Origin of the sequence: Algiphilus sp. (genome assembly GCF_023145115.1) — a bacterium.
Taxonomy (GTDB): Bacteria; Pseudomonadota; Gammaproteobacteria; order Nevskiales; family Nevskiaceae; genus Algiphilus.
This window is the reverse complement of sequence record NZ_JAGLEJ010000015.1, coordinates 1-19,416: the sequence shown is the minus strand read 5'-3', so window position 1 is coordinate 19,416 and position 19,416 is coordinate 1. Positions and strand designations below refer to the sequence as shown.

The following is a 19,416-nucleotide window of genomic DNA, read 5'->3' as shown; positions in this document are numbered from 1 at the left end:
AGCAGCGATTCCTGTTCGTCGCGGCGCGCCTTGAGCGCGCGTCGCGTCTCGGCGAGCGCCGCGAGCGCCTCCTCGTGCTCGGCCTGGGCGGCGCGGGCGCGGGCGAGCGCCTCGCCACTGGCCGCGCCGATGCGGGCGAACCAGGCGCGCATGAGGCCGAGTCGGGAAGGGTCGTCCTGCTCCAGCAGCAGCTTGAGCTCGGGCTGGCGGCCCAGGCGCCAGGCCGCGCGCAGCTGGTCGGCCAGGGCATCGCGGTGGCGCTGCAGAGCGGCATCGGCGGCGCGCACGCGCGCCTCGGCCTGCTGTTCGCGGTTGTGCAGCGCATCGAGCTGCCGGCGGGTGTCGGCCAGCGCCGCGGTCGCTTCGGAGGCCGCGCGCTCCGCGTTCTCCAGCGCATCGCGCAGCGCGTCGCGCTCGTCGCGCGTGTCGGCGAGCCGCTCGTTGAGCGCCTGGATGCGGCTGCGCACCTCCTCGAGCTCGGCGGCGCTCTGCTCGTAGTCGGCCGCGCCGGCGCCGCCGATCAGGCAGCAGGCGAGCAGCAGCGCGCGGGGCGCGACGTGAGGGCGGATGCGCATGCGGCCAGTTCGGGTATGGGCGGTGGCGCGAAGTGCGATAATGCCATTGCGTGGCGGCGCGACCGCCGCTTCCCGTGTCCGACCCGCAACCTCCATGGAAGAGTTACTCGCCTTTGTCGCCCGGCATCCGGTGCTGTTCGGTCTGCTGGGCGTGGTGTCCGCCCTGATCGTGGCCAACGAGCTCTACGGCACGCTGCGTGGCGGGCGTCGCCTGTCGCCGACCGAGGCCGTGCGCCTGTCGAACGACCGCGATGCGCGCTTCGTCGACGTGCGGCCGCTCGCCGACTACAAGCGCGGCCACGTCATCGGCGCCATCAGCGCGCCGGCCAGCAAGATCGCCGAGCGCAACAAGGAGCTCGACAAGCTCCAGTCCAAGCCGCTGGTGGTGTACTGCGCGCTCGGCGCCAGCGCGCCGTCGGTGGTCGACAAGCTGCGCAAGCGCGGATTCGCCGAGGTCTACGCCATGCGGGGCGGGATCAATGCCTGGCAGAACGCTGGGCTGCCCATCAGCAACAAGTCGTCATGAGCCGAATCGCCGTCTACAGCACCCGCATCTGCCCGTACTGCGTCATGGCCAAGCGCCTGCTGGCCAGCAAGGGCGCAGCCTACGAGGATCTCCTCATCGATCAGGACCCGGCGCTGCGCGAGGAAATGCAGCGCCGCGCTCCGGCGGCACGCACCGTGCCGCAGATCTTCATCGGCGATACGCACGTCGGCGGGTTCGACGAGCTGGCCGCGCTGGACCGCGCCGGCGAGCTCGATGAGCTGCTCGCACCGTATCGCGACAATCAGGACTGACATGGCCGAACCGCAGCAACCGCAGCGCCAGCTCGCGCTGCAGAAGATATTCCTCAAGGATGCCTCCCTGGAGGTGCCGAAGGCGCCCGAGGTCTTCCAGCGGGCCTGGAAACCGGCCGTCGACGTCAATCTCACGACCTCGACCAGCGCGCTCGAACAGTCGGGGGTCTATCAGGTGGCGCTGCGCGTGACGGTGACCTGCAAGCTGGAGGACGAGGTCGCGCTGCTGATCGAGATCGAGCAGGCGGGCCTGTTCCAGCTCGCCGGCTTCGGCGAGCAGGAGCTGCCGGTGGTGCTCAACACCCACTGCCCGCAGGCGCTCTTCCCGTACGCCCGCGAGGCGGTCTCCGACCTCGCCCAGCGCGGCGGCTTCCAGCAGCTCCTGCTGCAGCCGGTCAACTTCGACGCGCTCTACCGGCAGCATCTCGAGCGGCAGCAGGGCGGCGCCCAGGCCACCGTGCAGTAGCCATGACGGCCCCCGCGGTGCAGGCGATGTCGGTCATCGGCGCCGGGTCCTTCGGCACCGCGCTGGCTGCGCATCTGGCTCAGCACCTGCGGGAGGTCGTGCTCTGGGGGCGCGACGCCGAAGCGCTGGCGCGCATCGACGCGGCGCGCGAGAACACCGAGTACCTGCCGGGCTGCCATCTGCCGCAGGCCCTGCGCACGGATGCCGGTCTGGCCGCGGCCCTCGCCACCGACGGGCCGGTGCTGATCAGTGTCCCGAGTCACGCGCTGGGCCGGGTGCTCGCCGACTGCCGTCCCCATCTGCGCGCGGATCAGGGTCTGGTGCTGGCCTGCAAGGGCCTGGAGCCCGAGAGCGGCCGCCTGCCGCACGAAGTCGCCGACGCCGTGCTCGGCCCGGGCCGCAAGCTGGCGGTGCTGTCCGGGCCGACCTTCGCGCGCGAGGTCGGGCAGGGGCTGCCCACGGCCGTCGCCATCGCGTCGCCCGACGAGGATTTCGCGGCGGCCGTCGTCGGCGCCTTCCACTACGGTGCCTTCCGGGCCTACTGGAACGACGACATCGTCGGCGTCGAGGTCGGCGGCGCGGTCAAGAACGTCATCGCCATCGCCACCGGCATGGCCGACGGGCTCGGGCTCGGCGCCAACACGCGCACCGCGCTGATCACGCGCGGGCTGGCGGAGATCATGCGCCTGGCCGAGGCGCTCGGCGGCAGCCGCGAGACCCTGATGGGGCTGGCCGGCATGGGCGACCTGGTGCTGACCTGCACCGATGACCAGTCGCGCAACCGCCGCATGGGCAAGGCTCTGGCCGCCGGTCAGTCGCTGGCCGAGGCGCAGCGCGAGATCCGGCAGGTGGTGGAGGGTGTGCGGGTGGCGCCCGAGGTGCTGCGGCTGGCGCAGCGCCTGGGAGTGGACATGCCCATCACCGAGCAGGTGGTCGCCATTCTCGGCGGCGAGACCACGCCGCTGGAGGCGTTGCGGACACTGGCGACCCGGCCGCCGCGGGCGGAGCTGGAGTAGGGCGCGTTGCCCGCGCCGGGAGCGCTCGGCCGCCGGCCCTTACAGCCAAGCCGCGTCGAACCCCCGCTGCCGCCAGGCCTCGTACACCGTCACCGCCACGGCATTCGAGAGGTTGATCGAGCGCACACCCTCGCGCATCGGGATGCGCAGGCAGGCATCGGCCGCGGTGCGCACGGTCTCCGGAAGGCCGCCGGTTTCGGAGCCGAACAGCAGGGCGTCGCCGGGCTGATAGACGAAGTCGCTGTGGTTGCCGCTGCCGCGGGTCGAGAACGCGATCCAGCGCGCGCCGGGCAGCGCCGCGCGCGCGGCGTCGAGGTCCGGGTGCACGCGCATGGTGACGTACTCGTGATAGTCGAGGCCGGCGCGCTTGAGCAGGCGGTCCTCGAGGCTGAAGCCGAGCGGCTCGACGAGGTGGAGCTGCGCGCCGGTGTTGGCGCAGAGCCGGATGGCGTTGCCGGTGTTGCCGGGGATCTCCGGCTCCAGCAGCACCACGTGCAGACCGGTTGCTCGCTCGCTCATTCGTCCGCTCCCGCACCCGGCGCCTGCGCGCCGCAGTTCCAGCACAGTCCCAGACTGCCGTCCACGGTCTCGCCGCACTCGCGGCAGCGCCAGTCCGGCTGGCGCGGACGCCGTTCGTACTCGGCCAGCAGCTCGCGGGCGCGGTCGATCTCCTGCTTCCAGCGCACGGCCACGCGCGGGAACAGATTGGCAGGCAGTTCGCCGCGACCGCCCCAGGCCAGCTCGTCGAGGCACTGGGCGTCGAGCCCGGCCTCGCGGAGGTAGTCGCGCACGATGGTCGCTTCCAGCGGGTCGGCGGCTTCGTAGACGACGTGCATCAATCGACCGGATTGCCTTCCCGGTCGAGGATCTGCATCTCGCCGAGATCGAGCGCCCGCACCGGCGCCTCGATGCGGCTGCGGTCGCCCACGAAGAGCCAGGTCATCGCGTCGGGTGCGATGAGTCTGCTCGCGGCGGCCTCGACCTGCTCGGCGCTGGCGCCGTTCACGGCCGGCACGTAATCGGCGAAGTAGTCGGCCGGCAGGTCTAGGCGCAGCAGCTCGCTCAGCGTGCCGGTGACCTGGCCGAGGGTCTGGTGCTCGCCCGGCAGGCTCAGGGTGAGGCTGCGCGCGGCCGCGTCGAGCTCTTCGGCCGAGGGCGGTTCCGCGCCGCGGATCGCGGCCAGTTGCTCGCGGATGACGGCGGCCGATTCGGCGGTCTTGTCGGTCTGGACGGCGCCGTAGACGTAGAACGGCCGCGGGCCGAGCGCATCGGACAGCGCCGAGCCGACGCCGTACGACCAGCCGCGCTTGACGCGCAGCTCCTGGTTCAGGCGCGCGGTGAACTTGCCGCCGAGCACTTCGTTGACGAGATCGAAGCCGACGTCATCCGTGCTGCCGGATGGCGGTGCGATCCGCGCGGCCGCCACGTAGGACTGCTCCGCGCCGGGGCGATCGATGAGGAACACGCGGCCGGCGTCACGCTCGGGCACGGACAGCGCGCGCCGCTCCGGCGGCGCGTCGCTGCCCGGCTGCCAGTCGCCGAGATGCCGCTCCAGCAGCGGCACGAGCTCGTCGGCGGTGATGTCGCCGGTGACCAGCAGCGTGGCGTTGTCCGGACGGACCCAGTCGCGCTGATAGGCGATGAGCTCGTCGCGGGTCATGGCGTCCAGCGAGGCCGGCGTCCCGGTGCCGCTGGGCGGCTGGGCGTAGGGGTGGTCGTCGCCGTACAGCAGCGTCGAGAGGTGGCGCGTCACCAGGCCCGAGGGCTGCGCCTGTTCCTGCGCGATGGCGGCCCGGCGGCGCTGCTTCATGCGCGCGAGCTCGTCGCCCGGGAAGGTGGGGTTGCGCAGCACGTCCGCGTACAGCGCGAGGCTGTCGTCGATGAAGGGGCGCACCGCGCCGAGCCCGATGACGGCATGGTCGCGCGTCACGCTCGCCGAGAGGTCTGCGCCCAGTGCATCGGCGTCCTCGCTGACGGCGATGGCGTCGCGCTCGGGGGTGCCGCGCGTGCGCAGCGTCTCCGCCATGCTGGCGAGGCCGGGGCGATCGGGCGGATCGGTGGCGTAGCCGGCGTTGGCGATGAAGCGGAATTCGACTTGCGGCACGCCGGTCCGGCGCGCCAGCACCACGGGCAGCCCGTTGGAGAGGGTCAGGCGCTCGGTGGCGGGAAGCTTGAGGGCGGGCGGCTCGCCCTGCGGCGCCGGCATGGCGCTGCGGTCGGCATCGGTGTCGGCGGCAGCGTGGTCGCCGAAGGGATGAACCTCGAGCACGTAGCGGCCGTCGTCGAGCCATTCCGCGGCGGCCTTGCGGACGCTCTCGGGGGTGGCGTCGCGGTACTGCACGAGCTGCTCGCGCCAGGCATCGGGCGTGCCGCCGAGGGCGAGCGAGCGCGCCAGCAGGTTCGCCTTGCCGCTGCCGCCGACGTCCTGCAGCCCGCGGACGCTGGAGGCATACAGGCGCACGCGGGCGCGCTGCAGCTCGTCGGGCGTGGGGCCTTTGCTCCGGAATCGGGCCAGGATCTCGTCGATGGCGGCCTCGAGCTCTGCCAGCGGCACGCCGCGTGCGGCGGTGGCGTCGACGATGAACTGGGAACCCAGCTTCTTGCCCCAGACGCCGGCGGAGACATTGGTGGCGAGCTCGCGCTCCTCGACCAGCTCGCGGTGCAGGCGGCTGGCGCGGCCGGAGGACAGCAGGTCGCCGGCGAGGTGCAGCGCGTTGGTGGCGGGATCGAACTCGGGCGGGATGTTCCACGCCATCAGCAGCCTCGCCTGCGGGACCTTGTCCTCCAGGACCTCGCGCCGCTCGCCGTCCATGCGCGCGATGCGGCGGGTGGGGTGATGCCGCGCCGGGCCGGGCCGAACATTGCCGAAGTAGTGCTCGACCCGTTCGACCGCGGTCTCGGTGTCGACGTCGCCGGCGATCACGACGATGGCATTGGCCGCGCCGTAGTGGGTCTCGAACCACTCGCGGACGTCGTCGAGCTCCGCCGCGGCGATGTCCTCGGGTCGGCCGATGGTGGACCACGAGTAGGGATGGCCCTCGGGGTAGGTGCCCTCGACGAGGCGGTCCCAGATCGCGCCGTAGGGTCGGTCGAGACGCTGCCGGCGCTCGTTCTGCACGACGCCCTTCTCGCGCTCCAGCTTGTCCTCGGTGACCGCGCCGATGAAGTGGCCCATGCGCTCGGATTCGAGCCACAGCGCGCGGTCGAGCGCGCGCACCGGGACCGTCTGGTAGTAGTTGGTGCGATCGGTGCTGGTGGTGCCGTTCATGTCGGTGGCGCCGACCTGGATCAGCGGCTCGAAGAACTCGCCGTCGAAGTGCTCGGTGCCGGTGAACATCAGATGCTCGAACAGATGCGCGAAGCCGGTGCGCCCAGCGTATTCGTCCTTGGAGCCCACGCGGTACCAGACATAGACGCCCGCCACCGGGGCCTTGCGGTCCTCGTGGACGATCAGCGTCAGGCCGTTGTCGAGGGTATGCTGCGACCACGCGAGCTCCGGTATCGGCAGCTCGGGCCGGGTCGGTTCGGATGCGCGCTGCGGTGCGTCGAACGCGGCGCAGCCGGCGAGGGCGGCGGTGGCCACCGCCGCGAGGAGCGAAAGGACGATGCGCGACATGAAAGCCTATTGCGTCGGGGAACCGTCCCGGAGTGTAGCGCGCACCGGGCGCCGAGCCGCGCAGCGATGAATGCGCGCGCACAGCTGCCCGCGGATCTGGTGCCGCCGCCGTGGCGCGTGGATCCGCTGCACCACCGCCTGGACCGGGCGCGCTGGTGCGAGAGCCCCCACCAGGACGCACGACCCGGTGGCGTGGGCGACATCGACACGGTGGTCGTGCACGCCATATCGCTGCCGCCGGGCGTCTATGGCGGCGGCTGGATCGATCGCCTGTTCCAGGGCGATCTTCCGCCCGACGGGCATCCCTACTTCGCGGAGATCGCTGGCCTGCGCGTCTCGGCGCACTGCTGCATCGGCCGCGACGGCGATGTGTGTCAGTACGTGGGCTTCGACCAGCGCGCCTGGCATGCCGGTGCATCGCGCTTCGGCGGCCGCGAGCGCGTCAACGACTTCTCGATCGGCATCGAGCTCGAAGGCTGCGACGACGACGCCTTCACCGACGCCCAGTACGCCAGCCTGGCGCGCACCGTGCGCGCGCTGCGGGCGGCCTATCCCGGCATCACCCCGTCGCGGATCGCGGGGCATTCCGACATCGCGCCCGGCCGCAAGACCGACCCCGGTCCGCACTTCGACTGGCAGCGGCTGCTCGCCGAGCTGCACTACCGGCGCTAGCGCCGGTGCAGTGCCGGATCAGCGCCGGTCCGGCCGCCGCCAGGTGATCTCGTTGTCGGTACCGGTGCGGGCCGCAACGCGGGCGGCGTTGAACAGCAGGTCGGAAAGGCGGTTAAGGTACTGGAGCGACTCGGTGCTGACCGTTTCCTCGGCCGCCAGCAGCCAGAGCGCGCGCTCGCACCGGCGCGATACCGCGCGCGCCAGATGCAGGTGAGCCGCTGCGGGCGTTCCGCCGGGCAGGATGAATTCCTTGAGCGGCGGCAGGCTGTCATTGATCTGCTGGCTGGCGGTCTCGATGCGCGCCACCGCGTCGCCGCCGAGGAGGGATTCGCCGGGCATGGCGAGTTCGCCGCCGAGGTCGAAGAGCTCGTGCTGGAGCGGCGCGAGCAGTCCGGGCAGCGGTTCCGGCAGCTCGTGCGCCAGCGCGACGCCGATCAGGCTGTTGAGCTCGTCGACCTCGCCGATGGCGCCGATGCGCGCCGAGGTCTTGGCGACCCGGTCGCCGCCGGCGAGGCCGGTCTCGCCGCTGTCGCCGGTGCGGGTGGTGATCTTGCTGAGTCGGTGGCCCATGGGTTTCCGGTGGTTGAGCGCGGCGGTGCCGCGGGTGAATCGCCGCAGCAGTGTAGCGGTGCGCCGCACCCGGGCGCCGGGCCACGGCCCGAATCCGGTAGCATGCGCGACCTCACGCATCAGCACACGGGCACCGCATGCAGCAGTTTCTCGACGCCGCGCTCGACGCCGCAACCGCCGCCGCGCAGGTCATCCGCGATGGCTATGCGGGCAGCTTCCGCGTTCGCACCAAGGCCGACGCCAGTCCGGTGACGGAGGTCGACGAGGCGGCCGAAAAGACCATCAAGGCGGTGCTTGCCGCGCGCTTCCCCGACCACGGCTTCTACGGCGAGGAATTCGGGCTCGATCGCCCCGACGCAGAGTATGTCTGGCTGGTCGACCCCATCGACGGCACCAAGGCCTTCGTGCGCGGCTATCCGATGTTCTCGGCGCAGATCGCGCTGATGCACCGCGGGGAGCTCATCGTCGGCGTGTCGTGCGCGCCGTGCTTCGGGGACGGCGAGACCTTCTACGCCAGCCGGGGAGGCGGCGCCTGGCGGGTGGCCGGTATCGACGCACGTGCACGGCCGGCGGTGCCGGTGCGCGTCGGGCGCGCCGAGTCGTTCCCGGAAGCGGCGCTGTCGATGGGCAACATCGCCACGCTGGCCGGCGAGCCACGCTTCGCGCGCTTCGCGGCCAACGTCATCCCGAGGCTCCAGCGCATCCGCGGCTACGGCGATTTCCTGCACTATCACCTGCTTGCCGGCGGCAAGATCGATGCGGTGGTCGAGTCGGACATCAACATCCTCGACATCGCCGCACTGGCAGTGATCGTGCGCGAAGCGGGCGGTCTGTTCACCGCGCTCGACGGTGGCGAGCTGACGCTGGATGTGCGCGGCGTGCTGGCGGCCGCCACGCCCGAGCTCTACCGGGCGCTGGCGCGCGAGCTGCGCTAGCGGGGCCCGGGAACGGCCACCCGGCGGCGCCGCCCGGAGGATCGGTGCGCGCCGCCGTCGTCCGCCTTCGGCCCGGCTCGTGCGGGCATCGCGCTCAACTCAGCGACAGCAACGCCCAGCCGCGTTCGCGCGCAACCGCGGCGAGGGCATCGTCGGGGTCCACCGCCACCGCGGTGTCGGCCATTTCCAGCAGCGGGATGTCGTTGCGCGAATCGCTGTAGCAGGTCATCGGCTCGCCTTCCATGCCCTGATCCCGGATCCACTTGCGCAGACGCTCGGGTTTGCCTTCGCGGAAGTTCGGGGTGCCGGCGATGCGGCCGGTGAAGCGGCCGTCGCGCACCTCGGGATCGGTGGCGATGAGATCCTCGATACCGAAAAGGGCGGCGATGGGTTCGGTGACGAAACGGTTGGTGGCAGTGGTGATGACGAGCCGGTCGCCGCGGCCGCGATGGCCGTCGAGCAGCGCCTGCGCGCCCGGGGCCACCAGCGGGGCGATGCGCTCGTCCACGAAGCGCGCGCGCAGCGGCGCCAGATGGGCGTGGCCCCACTGCACCAGCGGTTCGAAGGAGAACGCGCAGAACGCGGCGATGTCCAGCGTGCCGGCCATGTAGGCCTCGTAGAACGCCTGATTGCGCGCTTTGTACGCGGGGCCGTCGACCAGTCCCTGCTCGACCAGATACTCGCCCCAGAGGTAGTCGCTGTCGCCGCGCAGGAGGGTGTGGTCGAGGTCGAAGACAGCGAGCGCCATGATGGTTCGGAATCCGGGATTGCGGTGGTAGTCTGTGGACAGGGTATCCAGATTGCGGAGGCCGAGCGTGATCGACGCGGAGGGCTATCGCCTGAACGTGGGCATCATGGTGACGAATGCGCGCCGTGAGTTGCTCATGGGCAAGCGCGTCCGCCGCAATGCCTGGCAATTCCCGCAGGGCGGCATCGATCCCGGCGAGCGCCCGGAGGACGCACTGTGGCGCGAGCTCTTCGAGGAGCTCGGCTACGAACCCGCGCAGATGGAACTGATCAGCGCCACCCGCGGCTGGCTGCACTATCGCCTCCCGCAGCGATTCCTCCGGCGCGGCACGCCGCAGTGCATCGGGCAGAAGCAGAAGTGGTTCCTGCTGCGCCTGCGCGACGAGGACGCGCAGCCGCGTTTCGATCGCGGTCCGCGCCCCGAGTTCGACGCCTACCGCTGGGTCGAGGTCGAGCGGGCGCCCTGCGACGTGGTGGCCTTCAAGCGGTCGGTGTATCTGGCGGCGCTTCGCGAGTTCGCGCCGTTGCTGGGTACGCGCCTCGACCGCTCTCTGCCGGGTGCGCTGCACAGGCCGATCCACCGGCGTCTGGCGGGATGAATCGCCGCCGGTCATGCACGGCGGCGCGGTCGCTGCTGCCGCTGGCGGTGGTGGCGGCTGCCGGCTGCGCGGCGCCGCCCGCAGTGTCGGTGGCCGCACCCGATGGCGCCGAGAGCTGCCTGGTGCACGACTGGCGGGATTTCGGCGAGCGTGCCGGCGCGTTCGGGCAGCAGGCGGGCATCGTCGAGATGCACATCGCCAGCTGCGCGCCCGATGATCCCGGGCGCGCCCGCGCCGCCTTCGTGGCGGGTCACGCCGAAGGGCTGTCGCGCTACTGCACAGTGCGCGTGCACTACGAGCGGGGTCGGGCCGGTGATGACGCCATGCGCAGCTGCGCGGACGCCGACCCCGCCCTGGAGGCGGCCTTCGCGGCGGGGCGGGAGGTCCACGCTGCGCGCGCGGGACTGGGTCGGCAGGAGCGCCGGCTGGCTCATATCGAGCAGTACGCGCGCGTGGGCACCCTGCAGCCGCGGGACCGGGAGCGCTTCGGCGACCCGCCGGAGGCCGAGCGCGAGGCCGCTGCCGCCGCGCGCCGGAAGGCGGCAGCGCTGGATCGCCGCTACAGCGAGCGCTTTGGCGCGGAGCCGCTGCCGCCGCCGTAAGAGGACGGTCGGCGCCGTGCGCGGCGCACAAAAAAGGCGCGGCCCGAAGACCGCGCCAGCAGAGGCGTTGTGCAAGTGCGGCGTGTCGACCGGAGGAGAGACGTGGGGCGTCTGGGGCCGAACCGAGCTTGCGGCACTATATAAACACAAATCGGAACTATTCGCAACACCGATTGCGAGGGGTTCCGGCGCGCGCCGGGAATGGCGCCGCCGATCGGTTGCGCGCGAGCGGGGCGCGGCCCGAAAGCCGCGCCGGAAGCGCCGATGAGCAGGATCATCTCTGCAGCCGGGAGGCCGACGCAGCGGTGTCGGGAGCCGGATCGCACCTGCGGGCCACTGCAAACACAAATAGGAACAATTCTCACAACAACTCGTGTATAGTCACCGGACGACATGCAGGAGACCCGTCGGATGATCGTGTGCAGCTGCAAAGGGGTTCGCGATACCCAGATCAGAGCGCTTCGCCAGAACGGCAGCGACAATGCGGTCGTGCGCCTGGGCGACGCGGTGCGCGCACTCGGCCTGGGTACCGGCTGCGGGCGGTGCCTCCGTCACGCGCGGCGTCTGATGGACGAGGACCGCAGCGAGGCCCCGGCGACGGTGCTCGGCGGGCGCGGCTGGCGCCTGCGCGGAGCGGATGCGCTCGGCCAGACCGCGTGATGCGGTTGTGAATCGCACGCAGAAACATTAAAAAATACAGTAAAAACAATAACTTAAGCTTTACGCGCGCCGGTGCGTGCGTTACAGTCCGCGCATTCTCAAACGGAGAGCGCCCATGCGCGGCGACAGCAAGGTCATCGATATCCTGAACCGGGCGCTGCGGAACGAGCTGACCGCGGTCAACCAGTACTTCCTCCACTATCGCATGCTCCAGAACTGGGGCTACGAGCGACTCGCCAAGAAGGAGTACGACGAGTCGATCGACGAGATGAAGCACGCCGACAAGCTCATCGAGCGCATCCTCTTCCTTGAGGGGCTTCCCAACCTGCAGGATCTGGACGCCCTCTACATCGGCGAGGACGTGGTCGAGATCCTGCGCTGCGATCTGAAGCGCGAGCACGAGGCGCATCCGATGTACAAGGAGGCGATCGGGCTCTGCGAGCAGGTCGAGGACTACGTGACGCGGCGCCTGCTGGTCGAGATCCAGCACAGCGAGGAGGAGCACATCGACTATCTCGAGGCGCAGCTCGGCCTCGTCGAGCAGCTGGGCGTGCAGAACTACCTGCAGTCGCAGCTCTGAGCCGCGACCGTCGCCGCCGCCGTCGCGCGCCCCGCTAGAAGGGGCGCAGGACGGCGAGCGGCACCACCAGCAGCAGCACCACCGCCGGTACCTCGTTGGCGATGCGCCAGAAGCGGCTGGTGCCGGTATTGGTGCCGGCGGTGAAGCGCCGCAGATGCACCTTGAGCCAGCCCAGGTACCCGGACAGCGCTACCACCAGCAGCAGCTTGACGTGCAGCCAGCCCATGGAGAGGTAGCCGGGGTTCCAGACCAGCAGCGCGATGCCGAACACCCAGGTGAGGACCATGCCGACGAGGGTGATGCGGTAGAGCCGCTGGGCCATCGTGCGCAGCGTGGCGCGCACGGCTTCGTCGGTCGCCTCGGTCAGATAGACGTAGATGCGCGGGAGATAGAACAGTCCCGCGAACCAGGTGACCATGAAGATGAGGTGCAGGGCCTTCAGCCAGAGCATGCGCGCGCGCTCGAAATGCGGGTGTCTTCGTCCTATTATTGCGCGTTTGACCCTCAGCGGTTCGGAGTTGTCTGATGCGCCAGGTGCGCGTGGGAATTGTCGGCGGTACCGGATACACCGGTGCCGAGCTGGTACGGCTGCTGTCGTTGCACGCAGCTGCGGAGCTGGTGTGCATCACCAGTCGTCAGAATGCGGGCCGCCCGGTGGTCGAGCTCTTTCCCGCCCTGCGCGGCGTCACGGAACTCGCCTTCGAGGATCCCGAGACACCCTCGCTGCGCGAGTGCGATGTGGTGTTCTTCGCGACGCCGCACGGCACGGCCATGCAGGCAGCGCCGGCGCTGCTCGACGCGGGCATCCGGGTCGTGGATCTGTCGGCCGACTTCCGCCTGCGCGACGCCGATGTCTTCCAGCGCTGGTACGGCATGCCGCACGGCGCGACGGACTGGCTGGCGCAGGCGGTCTACGGCCTGCCCGAAACCATGCGCGCGGCGATCCCCGAAGCCCGCCTGGTCGCCAACCCGGGGTGCTATCCGACTGCCGTCCAGCTCGGGCTGGCGCCCCTGCTGGCTGCGGGCGTCGCCGATCCGTCGAGCCTGATCGCGGACGTCAAGTCGGGGGTCACCGGCGCCGGCCGCGAGGCCAGGACCGGCAGCCTGTTCAGCGAGAATCACGATTCGTTCCGCGCCTACGGCGCTGCCGGGCACCGGCATGCGCCCGAGGTCAATCAGGAGCTCAGCCGCATGGCGGGGCGCGATATCGACTGCGTGTTCACGCCGCATCTGCTGCCCATCCAGCGCGGCATTCACGCCACGCTGCACGCGCGGCTGATCGATGCCGGCGATCTGCAGGCGCTCTACGCCGAGCATTACCGTGACGAGCCCTTCGTCGACGTTCTGCCGGCCGGCGTGCTGCCGGAGACGCGCAACGTGCGGGGCACCAATCGCTGCCAGATCGCGGTGGTGCCGCAGTCGGGCCAGCGCGTGGTGATCTGCTCGGTGATCGACAACCTCGTCAAGGGCGCCTCCGGTCAGGCGGTGCAGAACATGAATCTGATGCTCGGCCTTGACGAGACGCTGGGTCTCGCGCTGCCGCCTCTCTGGCCCTGACGCCGGATGGCCGTTCCGCCCAACGGGCCGCGCATCGTCACCGACCACGAGCGTCGCCCGCGATGGATCCGATGGCTGGTGGTGACCACGCTGGTGGTGATCGCGCTGGCGGGCAGCTATGCGGTCTATGTCTTCGTCACCGACGAGTTCTCGGCGCGCTATCAGGCCATGACCGGGGATCGGGAACGCCTGCTGGCGCTGCGCCGCGAGCTCGCGGAGCGCCTGCGGGCCGAGCAGCTGGAGTCGGAGCGCCTGCGCGAGCGCCTGGCGTATCTGGAGAAGTCGCAGCAGATCGACCGCGAGGCCTGTCAGCAGCTGCGCCAGTCGCTGCGCGACATGCAGTCCCGCCTGGTCGATGCGCAGGAGCAGCTGGCCTTCTATCGCGGCATCGTGTCGCCGGAGAACGAGGGGCGCGGCGTGCGCGTGCACGATTTCATCGTGCGCCCGGACCGCGATCCCGCCCGGTTCGAGCTGGTGCTGGTGCAGGGGCGTCAGCAGAAGGATCGCGTGCGGGGGCATTTCACCATCGACATCGCCGGCGAGCGCGACGGCGAGTCCGCCACGGTCGCCGTCCGCAATGCCGAGGGAGAGACGGACATGCTATTTTCGTTCCGGCATTTCCAGGAATTCTCGGGGTCGGTCACCTTCCCCGACGGTTTCGAGCCGGAGCAGGTCGCGATCGTTGTGCAGCGTGAAGGCGAGGACCAGTCGACCGAGACCCGTTACGAATGGCAGCGTGTCGTTGCCGGAAAGGAGAGCTGACCCGCATGCTCAAGAACGGCAAGAAGCCCGCCCAGAGCGGCTCCAACCACAGCACCGTCGACACGCTCGTCGGGCGCCAGACCGAGCTGCTCGGCGACATCACCTTCACCGGTGGTCTGCACATCGACGGCACCGTCAAGGGGAAGGTCAGCGCCGGCGCCGACAAGGATGCGCTGCTCTCGGTGAGCGAAACTGGCGTCATCGAGGGCGATGTGCACGTCGCGCACGTGGTGCTCAACGGCAGCATCCACGGCGACGTCCACGCGCTCGGCCAGCTCACGCTGCACAGCTGCGCGCGCGTCAACGGCAACGTGCACTACCGGGTCATGGAGATGGCGAGCGGCGCGACCATCAACGGCCAGATGGTGCACGAGGTCGAGAGCGAGCGCGGCAACGTCACCTCGCTGGAGGGGCGCGGCGGAAGCGCTTCGCAGGCCGACGGCGAGCAGCCCGACGCCGTGAACCTCGACCTGCGCGGCAGTGTCTAAGCGCTATCAGGCAGAGGACTAGAGTCATGACCACGGCAGTCGAGACGCCCATCAATTTCACCGAACCAGCGGCACTCAAGGTGCGCGGTCTCCTCGACGAGGAGGCCAACGAGGCGCTCAAGCTGCGCGTCTTCGTCACCGGTGGTGGCTGCTCCGGGTTCCAGTACGGATTCACCTTCGATGAATCGCAGGAAGACGACGACACTGTCATCGAGCGATGCGGCGTCACCCTGGTCGTCGATCCGATGAGCGTGCAGTACCTGACCGGCGCCGAGATCGATTACCGCGAGGATGTCGAGGGCGCGCAGTTCGTCATCCGCAATCCGAACGCGTCCACGACCTGCGGCTGCGGGAACTCGTTCTCGGTCTAGCGCTGCCGGCGGGGCGGAAGATGGAGCGCCCCGCACACCGCATCGGCCTCGGCGCCGGTGACGGATGCACGGGCGCCGGAAAGGCCATCTAGCCGTCGAAGGGCCAGCCACGCCATCGCTGCAGCCTCGATATGCTCGGGCGCAATGCCCGCCTGCGCGGAAGACGCGACCGGAACGGGAGCGAGCAGCTCGGCGAGACGCCGCACAAGCGCGTCGTTGTAGGCGCCGCCGCCGCACAGCCAGACGCGCTCCGGATCGCGGTTCGGTGCCTTCACCGCATCGGCGATGGTACGCGCGCTGAGTTCGAGCAGCGTGCGCTGCACGTCCGCGGGATCATCGATGTCGGCAGGGCCGGCGAGCGCGAAGAGCGAATCGAGATGGAATGCGCCCCGGCCGGTGCTCTTCGGCGGCGCGACCGCGAAGTAGGGGTGCTCCAGCCAGGCCGCGAGCAGATCGGGCAGGACGCGTCCGCCTGCCGCCCACGCGCCGCCCCGGTCGCAGGACTCGCCGCGCCGGCGCTGGCTCCATGCATCCATGAGCGCGTTGGCCGGACCGGTGTCGTAGCCGGAAATGTCACCGCCCGATGCCGGCGGCAGCCAGCTGAGATTGGCGATGCCGCCGAGGTTCACCGTCACGCGCCAGCGTTGACCGGCCCCGAAGGCGGCGGCATGGAACGGCGGTACCAGTGGTGCGCCCTGGCCGCCGAGGGCCATGTCGCCGCGTCGGAGGTCGCAAGCCACGGGTAGCCCGGTACGTGCGGCCACGACGGCGGCGTTGCCGATCTGGAGCGTATTGCGCGGCGGCTGATGACAGATCGTCTGCCCGTGCATCCCGATCACGATCGCCTCGGCTGCCGACGGGCAGTTCCGGAGCAGATCGGCCGCGGCCGCCGCATGGTGCTCGCCGACCGTGGCGTCGAGCGCGCAATAGGCCTGCGCACTGAGCGCCATATCCTCCCTGCCGACCGCGACCAGCTCTTCCTGGAGCGGGGCGGGGTATCGGTGGTGATGGTGGCCCAGCACCTGCATGCCGTCGTCGTGCACGCTCAGCGCAACCGCGTCAATGCCGTCGGCGCTGGTGCCCGACATCATGCCGATCGCCAGGCGTGCGTCGCTCGGCATGCGAATCGGTTGCGGCGGGTGCGTCGTCGTCAGTCGCCGTCGACCGTGGCTTCGGCCGTCTGCGTGCGCCGGATGGTGTCGATCTGGGCCATGTAGCGCTCGGCCTGCGCGTTGAAGCGCGCCATCTCGGAATCGGGTACCGGCTCGGCGCGCGGAAGCGGAACCGTGAGCGGGTTGCGATGCACGCCGTTGACCAGGAACTCGAAATGCAGATGGGGGCCCGTGGCCAGCCCGCTGCTGCCGACGTAGCCGATGACCTGGCCCTGGCTCACCCGTGTGCCCACGCGGATGCCGCTGCCGATGCGCGACATGTGTGCGTAGAGCGAGCGGTAGGTGGCGCCATGCTGGATGACCACGGCGCGGCCATACCCGCCCTTGTTGCCGGCGTGGACCACCTTGCCGTCACCGGTCGTGCGGATCGGCGTTCCGGGCGGCGCGGCATAGTCGGTGCCGCGATGGGCGCGGATGGTGTTGAGCACCGGATGCCGGCGGTTGGGATTGAAGTGCGAACTGATGCGGAATACGTCGAGCGGATTCCGGAGGAACGCGGTCTTGACCGCCTCGCCGTCGGGGCGGTAGTAGCCGGTGCGTCCGTCGTCGTCGACGTGGCGGAAGGCCTGCACGGTGCGTCCCTGGGTCAGGAACTCGACAGCCAGGATGTCGCCGTCGCGCAGCTTTTCGCCGTCGCGATAGAGCTCTTCATACAGCACGACGAAGCGGTCGCCACTGCGCAGGTCGAGGGCGAAGTCGATGTCGTAGCCGAGTACCTGCACCATCGACATGATGAGCCAGTCGGACATGCCCGCTTCCTGGCCGGCGAGGAAGAGCGACGAGTCGATCTTTCCGCGCGCGAAGGCAGGGCGGCGCTCGACGTCGGCCGTGATGGTGAGCGCCTCGAAGCCGTCCGGTCCGCGCTCGATCTGCAGCGTGCGGAAATCGTCGATCTCCAGGCGCAGCGCGTTGAGCTGCCCGCCGTCCTGCTGGACCTCGAGCACGTCGCCGGCGCGCGGCCGCTTGAGGCGGTCGATGTCGTCGTTCTCGAGCTCGAGCAGAGGCATCCACTGGCTGGGCCCGAGCCCCAGCGTGTCGAATGCGCCCGACAACGTCTGCCCGCGCGCGATCTCCACGCGTTCCCATTCCTCGATGGCGGGTGCCGCGGCTTCGGGGGGATCGGAAGGCGTCACCGAGGACGCCACCAGGCCGTACTCGCCGCTCTCCTCGGGCTGCGCCGGCGCGGTCGCCTGCTTGTCGGCAGGCGCCGACACCTGCGGCGGCAGCACCTCGATGCGTTCGTGGCGGTAGGCGTCGCCCGGGCGCGTCACGAGCGCGATCACGACGGCGCCGGCCAGAACGACCGCAACGGGAATATGGAATCTCAGCCGCGGGCGGCGGCGACGCATTGGCACACTATAATCGCGGAACATGACCCTGGCGTTGTTCGTGAAGGCGCACGCCTTCAGGGAACCCCTTGAAGCGTCGATGTGCCCGCGCCGCGGGCAACTGTCACAAACAGAACACAAAACCACTTGCTGCGCAAGTAGTTCGCCGACGAACTTGCTGCTTCACTTGACCATTCCACTATGACTACCGATTCCGACAGCGCCGCCCGGCGCGCCGAGCTCCTGCGCGGCACCGAAGAGGTCATCCCGGAGGCCGAAATCGACGAACGGTTGCTGGCGAGCGACCGGCCGCTGCGCATCAAGGCCGGTTTCGACCCCACCGCCGCCGATCTGCATCTGGGGCACACCCTGCTGCTCAACAAGCTTCGTCACTTCCAGGATGCGGGCCACCATGTCCTCTTCCTCATAGGCGACTTCACCGCGACCATCGGCGACCCGACCGGCAAGAACGAGACCCGCGCCCCGCTGACGCGGGACCAGGTTGCTGCCAACGCCCGCACCTACCAGGAGCAGGCCTTCAAGATCCTCGACGCGGACCGCACCGAGGTGGTCTTCAACTCGACCTGGCTCGACCAGCTCGGGGCGGAGGGCATGATCAAGCTCGCCGCGCAGCACACCGTGGCCCGGATGCTGGAGCGGGACGACTTCCATAAGCGCTACCAGTCGCACCGTCCCATCGCGATCCACGAATTTCTCTACCCGCTGCTCCAGGGCTACGACTCCGTCGCACTCGATGCCGATGTCGAGCTCGGAGGGACCGATCAGAAGTTCAACCTGCTGGTCGGGAGGCACCTGCAGAGTGCCTGGGGCAAGCGGCCGCAGACCTGCATGACGCTCCCGATCCTCGAAGGGCTCGATGGCGTCCAGAAGATGAGCAAATCGCTGGGCAACTACATAGGAGTCACCGAGCCGCCCGACGACATGTTCGGGAAGATGATGTCGATCTCGGACGATCTCATGTGGCGCTACTACCACCTTCTCTCGCTGCGCCCCCTGGAGGAGGTCGCCCGGATCCGGCAGGCGGTCGACGACGGCGGCAATCCGCGCGATGCCAAGGTGGCCCTTGCCGGCGAGATCGTCGACCGCTTCCACGGCAGCGGCGCCGGAGCCCGTGCCGCCGAAGCGTTCACAGCGCGGTTCCGCAACAAGGAACTGCCCGACGACATCCCCGAAGTGCAGGTCGCGGTGGGGGCCGACGGCGCGCCGTTGCCGTGGGTGCTGCGCGAGGCCGGCCTGGTGTCATCGAACAGCGAGGGCCAGCGACTGCTCAGGCAGAATGCGGTACGGCTCGACCGGGAGCGCGTCAACGATGCCGGGCTGCGACTGCACGCCGGCACCTCTGTGCTGGTCCAGGTGGGCAAGCGGAACATCGCCCAGGTGCATCTGACCGCCGCTGCGTAGCGCGAGCGCCCCGGCCGGAAGCCGCTCTGCAAGCGTCATCGCGCTGTAACGTTCCAAGCAAAAACAACAACATAGCAATTACCCCGCGATTGGTGCTTGACGGGGTTCGGGCAATCCCTAGAATACGCCCTCCCAGCTGACGCGGCGCAGCCCAACGGGCCAGCCGCAACAGCCTGATCTTTAAGAAAAAAAGCAAGTGATTTGTGTGGGTGCTCCCGGTACGTGGCGAAGCCACGAAGTACTGGAGTATCAAACACGGCCCAAGCAGTAATTGGAGCCTGTGCGAGAACTCCCATGCAGGGACACGTCCCTGTGTAACCTTTTAGGTTTAAATTGGAGAGTTTGATCCTGGCTCAGATTGAACGCTGGCGGCTTGGATTAGGCATGCAAGTCGAACGCTGATCCCAAGCTTGCTTGGTGAATGAGTGGCGAAAGGGTGAGTAACACATGAGTAATCTGCCTCTAACTCGGGGATAGCCT

At 69.7% G+C, this 19,416-nt stretch carries 23 protein-coding genes, 1 rRNA gene and 1 pseudogene; 16 read left to right on the top strand and 9 right to left on the bottom strand.

What is annotated here, in order from left to right; genetic code table 11:
• Positions 1-575: pseudogene (locus tag KAH28_RS05505) on the bottom strand (hypothetical protein); the annotation flags it as partial.
• Between the two features lie 94 nt (positions 576-669).
• Between KAH28_RS05505 and KAH28_RS05500 the strand changes: the two are divergent.
• From KAH28_RS05500 to KAH28_RS05485, 4 genes are read left to right on the top strand one after another with little or no spacing between them, the layout of a single operon-like run.
• Positions 670-1,101 carry a rhodanese-like domain-containing protein gene (locus KAH28_RS05500; RefSeq protein ID WP_290574960.1) on the top strand — a complete coding sequence of 144 codons (432 nt, stop codon included), beginning with the start codon at positions 670-672 and terminating at the stop codon, positions 1,099-1,101.
• On the top strand, positions 1,098-1,373 hold the full coding sequence (gene grxC / locus KAH28_RS05495) for a glutaredoxin 3 (RefSeq protein WP_290574958.1): 276 nt from the start codon (positions 1,098-1,100) through the stop codon (positions 1,371-1,373). Before KAH28_RS05500 ends, grxC begins: the two co-directional genes overlap by 4 nt.
• A gap of 1 nt (position 1,374) precedes the next feature.
• On the top strand, positions 1,375-1,839 hold the full coding sequence (secB, locus tag KAH28_RS05490; protein ID WP_290574956.1) for a protein-export chaperone SecB: 465 nt from the start codon (positions 1,375-1,377) through the stop codon (positions 1,837-1,839).
• A 2-nt stretch (positions 1,840-1,841) separates the two neighbouring features.
• Entirely contained in the window at positions 1,842-2,855 is a 1,014-nt protein-coding gene (locus KAH28_RS05485) for an NAD(P)H-dependent glycerol-3-phosphate dehydrogenase (protein WP_290574954.1), read from the top strand.
• A gap of 39 nt (positions 2,856-2,894) precedes the next feature.
• On the opposite strand, the gene KAH28_RS05480 is transcribed toward KAH28_RS05485, so the two are convergent.
• Genes KAH28_RS05480 through KAH28_RS05470 form a run of 3 tightly spaced genes read right to left on the bottom strand, consistent with a single transcriptional unit; the run spans position 2,895 to position 6,471 of the window.
• The gene (locus tag KAH28_RS05480; protein ID WP_290574953.1) at positions 2,895-3,374 is read right to left on the bottom strand and encodes a tRNA (cytidine(34)-2'-O)-methyltransferase; all 480 of its coding nucleotides are present in this window, start codon (positions 3,372-3,374) and stop codon (positions 2,895-2,897) included.
• A complete protein-coding gene (locus KAH28_RS05475) occupies positions 3,371-3,691 on the bottom strand; it encodes a DUF2007 domain-containing protein (RefSeq protein ID WP_290574952.1) in 321 nt (106 codons plus the stop codon). Before KAH28_RS05475 ends, KAH28_RS05480 begins: the two co-directional genes overlap by 4 nt.
• Positions 3,691-6,471 carry a pitrilysin family protein gene (locus KAH28_RS05470; RefSeq protein ID WP_290574951.1) on the bottom strand — a complete coding sequence of 927 codons (2,781 nt, stop codon included), beginning with the start codon at positions 6,469-6,471 and terminating at the stop codon, positions 3,691-3,693. The genes KAH28_RS05475 and KAH28_RS05470 overlap by 1 nt, the downstream gene beginning before the upstream one ends.
• A gap of 66 nt (positions 6,472-6,537) precedes the next feature.
• On the opposite strand from KAH28_RS05470, the gene ampD reads away from it, so the two are divergent.
• Complete coding sequence (gene ampD, locus KAH28_RS05465) at positions 6,538-7,143, top strand: 1,6-anhydro-N-acetylmuramyl-L-alanine amidase AmpD (protein WP_290574949.1); 606 nt, start codon at positions 6,538-6,540, stop codon at positions 7,141-7,143.
• A gap of 18 nt (positions 7,144-7,161) precedes the next feature.
• Here the strand turns inward: ampD and KAH28_RS05460 are convergent, their stop codons facing one another.
• Positions 7,162-7,713 carry a cob(I)yrinic acid a,c-diamide adenosyltransferase gene (locus KAH28_RS05460; protein ID WP_290574947.1) on the bottom strand — a complete coding sequence of 184 codons (552 nt, stop codon included), beginning with the start codon at positions 7,711-7,713 and terminating at the stop codon, positions 7,162-7,164.
• Positions 7,714-7,850: 137 nt separating this feature from the next.
• Between KAH28_RS05460 and KAH28_RS05455 the strand changes: the two genes are divergently transcribed.
• On the top strand, positions 7,851-8,648 hold the full coding sequence (locus tag KAH28_RS05455) for an inositol monophosphatase family protein (RefSeq protein WP_290574945.1): 798 nt from the start codon (positions 7,851-7,853) through the stop codon (positions 8,646-8,648).
• Between the two features lie 94 nt (positions 8,649-8,742).
• Here the strand turns inward: KAH28_RS05455 and KAH28_RS05450 are convergent, their stop codons facing one another.
• Positions 8,743-9,396: an HAD family phosphatase gene (locus KAH28_RS05450; RefSeq protein ID WP_290574943.1), complete on the bottom strand. Its 654-nt coding sequence runs from the start codon at positions 9,394-9,396 to the stop codon at positions 8,743-8,745.
• 67 nt (positions 9,397-9,463) lie between these two features.
• On the opposite strand from KAH28_RS05450, the gene KAH28_RS05445 reads away from it, so the two are divergent.
• The 4 genes from KAH28_RS05445 to bfr all read left to right on the top strand — a co-directional run bounded on the left by KAH28_RS05445 (position 9,464) and on the right by bfr (position 11,836).
• Positions 9,464-9,994, top strand: a complete 531-nt coding sequence (locus tag KAH28_RS05445) for an RNA pyrophosphohydrolase (protein WP_290574941.1) — start codon at positions 9,464-9,466, stop codon at positions 9,992-9,994.
• On the top strand, positions 9,991-10,596 hold the full coding sequence (locus KAH28_RS05440) for a DUF2799 domain-containing protein (RefSeq protein ID WP_290574940.1): 606 nt from the start codon (positions 9,991-9,993) through the stop codon (positions 10,594-10,596). Before KAH28_RS05445 ends, KAH28_RS05440 begins: the two co-directional genes overlap by 4 nt.
• Before the next feature lie 411 nt (positions 10,597-11,007).
• Positions 11,008-11,256 (top strand): (2Fe-2S)-binding protein, encoded by a 249-nt coding sequence (locus KAH28_RS05435; RefSeq protein ID WP_290574939.1) that lies wholly within the window; start codon positions 11,008-11,010, stop codon positions 11,254-11,256.
• A 115-nt stretch (positions 11,257-11,371) separates the two neighbouring features.
• Positions 11,372-11,836: a bacterioferritin gene (gene bfr, locus KAH28_RS05430; protein ID WP_290574937.1), complete on the top strand. Its 465-nt coding sequence runs from the start codon at positions 11,372-11,374 to the stop codon at positions 11,834-11,836.
• 34 nt (positions 11,837-11,870) lie between these two features.
• Here bfr and KAH28_RS05425 read toward each other — a convergent pair whose 3' ends face one another.
• Positions 11,871-12,287 carry a CopD family protein gene (locus KAH28_RS05425; RefSeq protein WP_290574936.1) on the bottom strand — a complete coding sequence of 139 codons (417 nt, stop codon included), beginning with the start codon at positions 12,285-12,287 and terminating at the stop codon, positions 11,871-11,873.
• A gap of 74 nt (positions 12,288-12,361) precedes the next feature.
• Between KAH28_RS05425 and argC the strand changes: the two genes are divergently transcribed.
• The 4 genes from argC to erpA are packed head-to-tail and all read left to right on the top strand — an operon-like array spanning position 12,362 to position 15,014.
• Positions 12,362-13,393, top strand: coding sequence for an N-acetyl-gamma-glutamyl-phosphate reductase (gene argC / locus KAH28_RS05420; RefSeq protein ID WP_290574935.1), 1,032 nt, complete (start codon positions 12,362-12,364; stop codon positions 13,391-13,393).
• Positions 13,394-13,399: 6 nt separating this feature from the next.
• Entirely contained in the window at positions 13,400-14,155 is a 756-nt protein-coding gene (locus KAH28_RS05415; protein ID WP_290574934.1) for a DUF6776 family protein, read from the top strand.
• Between the two features lie 5 nt (positions 14,156-14,160).
• Positions 14,161-14,643: a polymer-forming cytoskeletal protein gene (locus KAH28_RS05410; RefSeq protein WP_290574932.1), complete on the top strand. Its 483-nt coding sequence runs from the start codon at positions 14,161-14,163 to the stop codon at positions 14,641-14,643.
• 26 nt (positions 14,644-14,669) lie between these two features.
• Entirely contained in the window at positions 14,670-15,014 is a 345-nt protein-coding gene (erpA, locus tag KAH28_RS05405) for an iron-sulfur cluster insertion protein ErpA (protein ID WP_290574931.1), read from the top strand.
• Here the strand turns inward: erpA and KAH28_RS05400 are convergent.
• Together KAH28_RS05400 and KAH28_RS05395 are read right to left on the bottom strand one after the other, a co-directional pair.
• On the bottom strand, positions 15,011-16,135 hold the full coding sequence (locus KAH28_RS05400) for an anhydro-N-acetylmuramic acid kinase (protein ID WP_290574930.1): 1,125 nt from the start codon (positions 16,133-16,135) through the stop codon (positions 15,011-15,013). The two genes, erpA and KAH28_RS05400, sit on opposite strands and share 4 nt — an antisense overlap.
• A 29-nt stretch (positions 16,136-16,164) precedes the next feature.
• Positions 16,165-17,469: a peptidoglycan DD-metalloendopeptidase family protein gene (locus tag KAH28_RS05395; protein WP_290574929.1), complete on the bottom strand. Its 1,305-nt coding sequence runs from the start codon at positions 17,467-17,469 to the stop codon at positions 16,165-16,167.
• 246 nt (positions 17,470-17,715) lie between these two features.
• Here KAH28_RS05395 and tyrS point away from each other — a divergent pair, with 246 nt between their 5' ends.
• Positions 17,716-18,936, top strand: coding sequence for a tyrosine--tRNA ligase (tyrS, locus tag KAH28_RS05390; protein WP_290574928.1), 1,221 nt, complete (start codon positions 17,716-17,718; stop codon positions 18,934-18,936).
• Between the two features lie 330 nt (positions 18,937-19,266).
• Positions 19,267-19,416 (top strand): 16S ribosomal RNA (locus KAH28_RS05385); the annotation flags it as partial.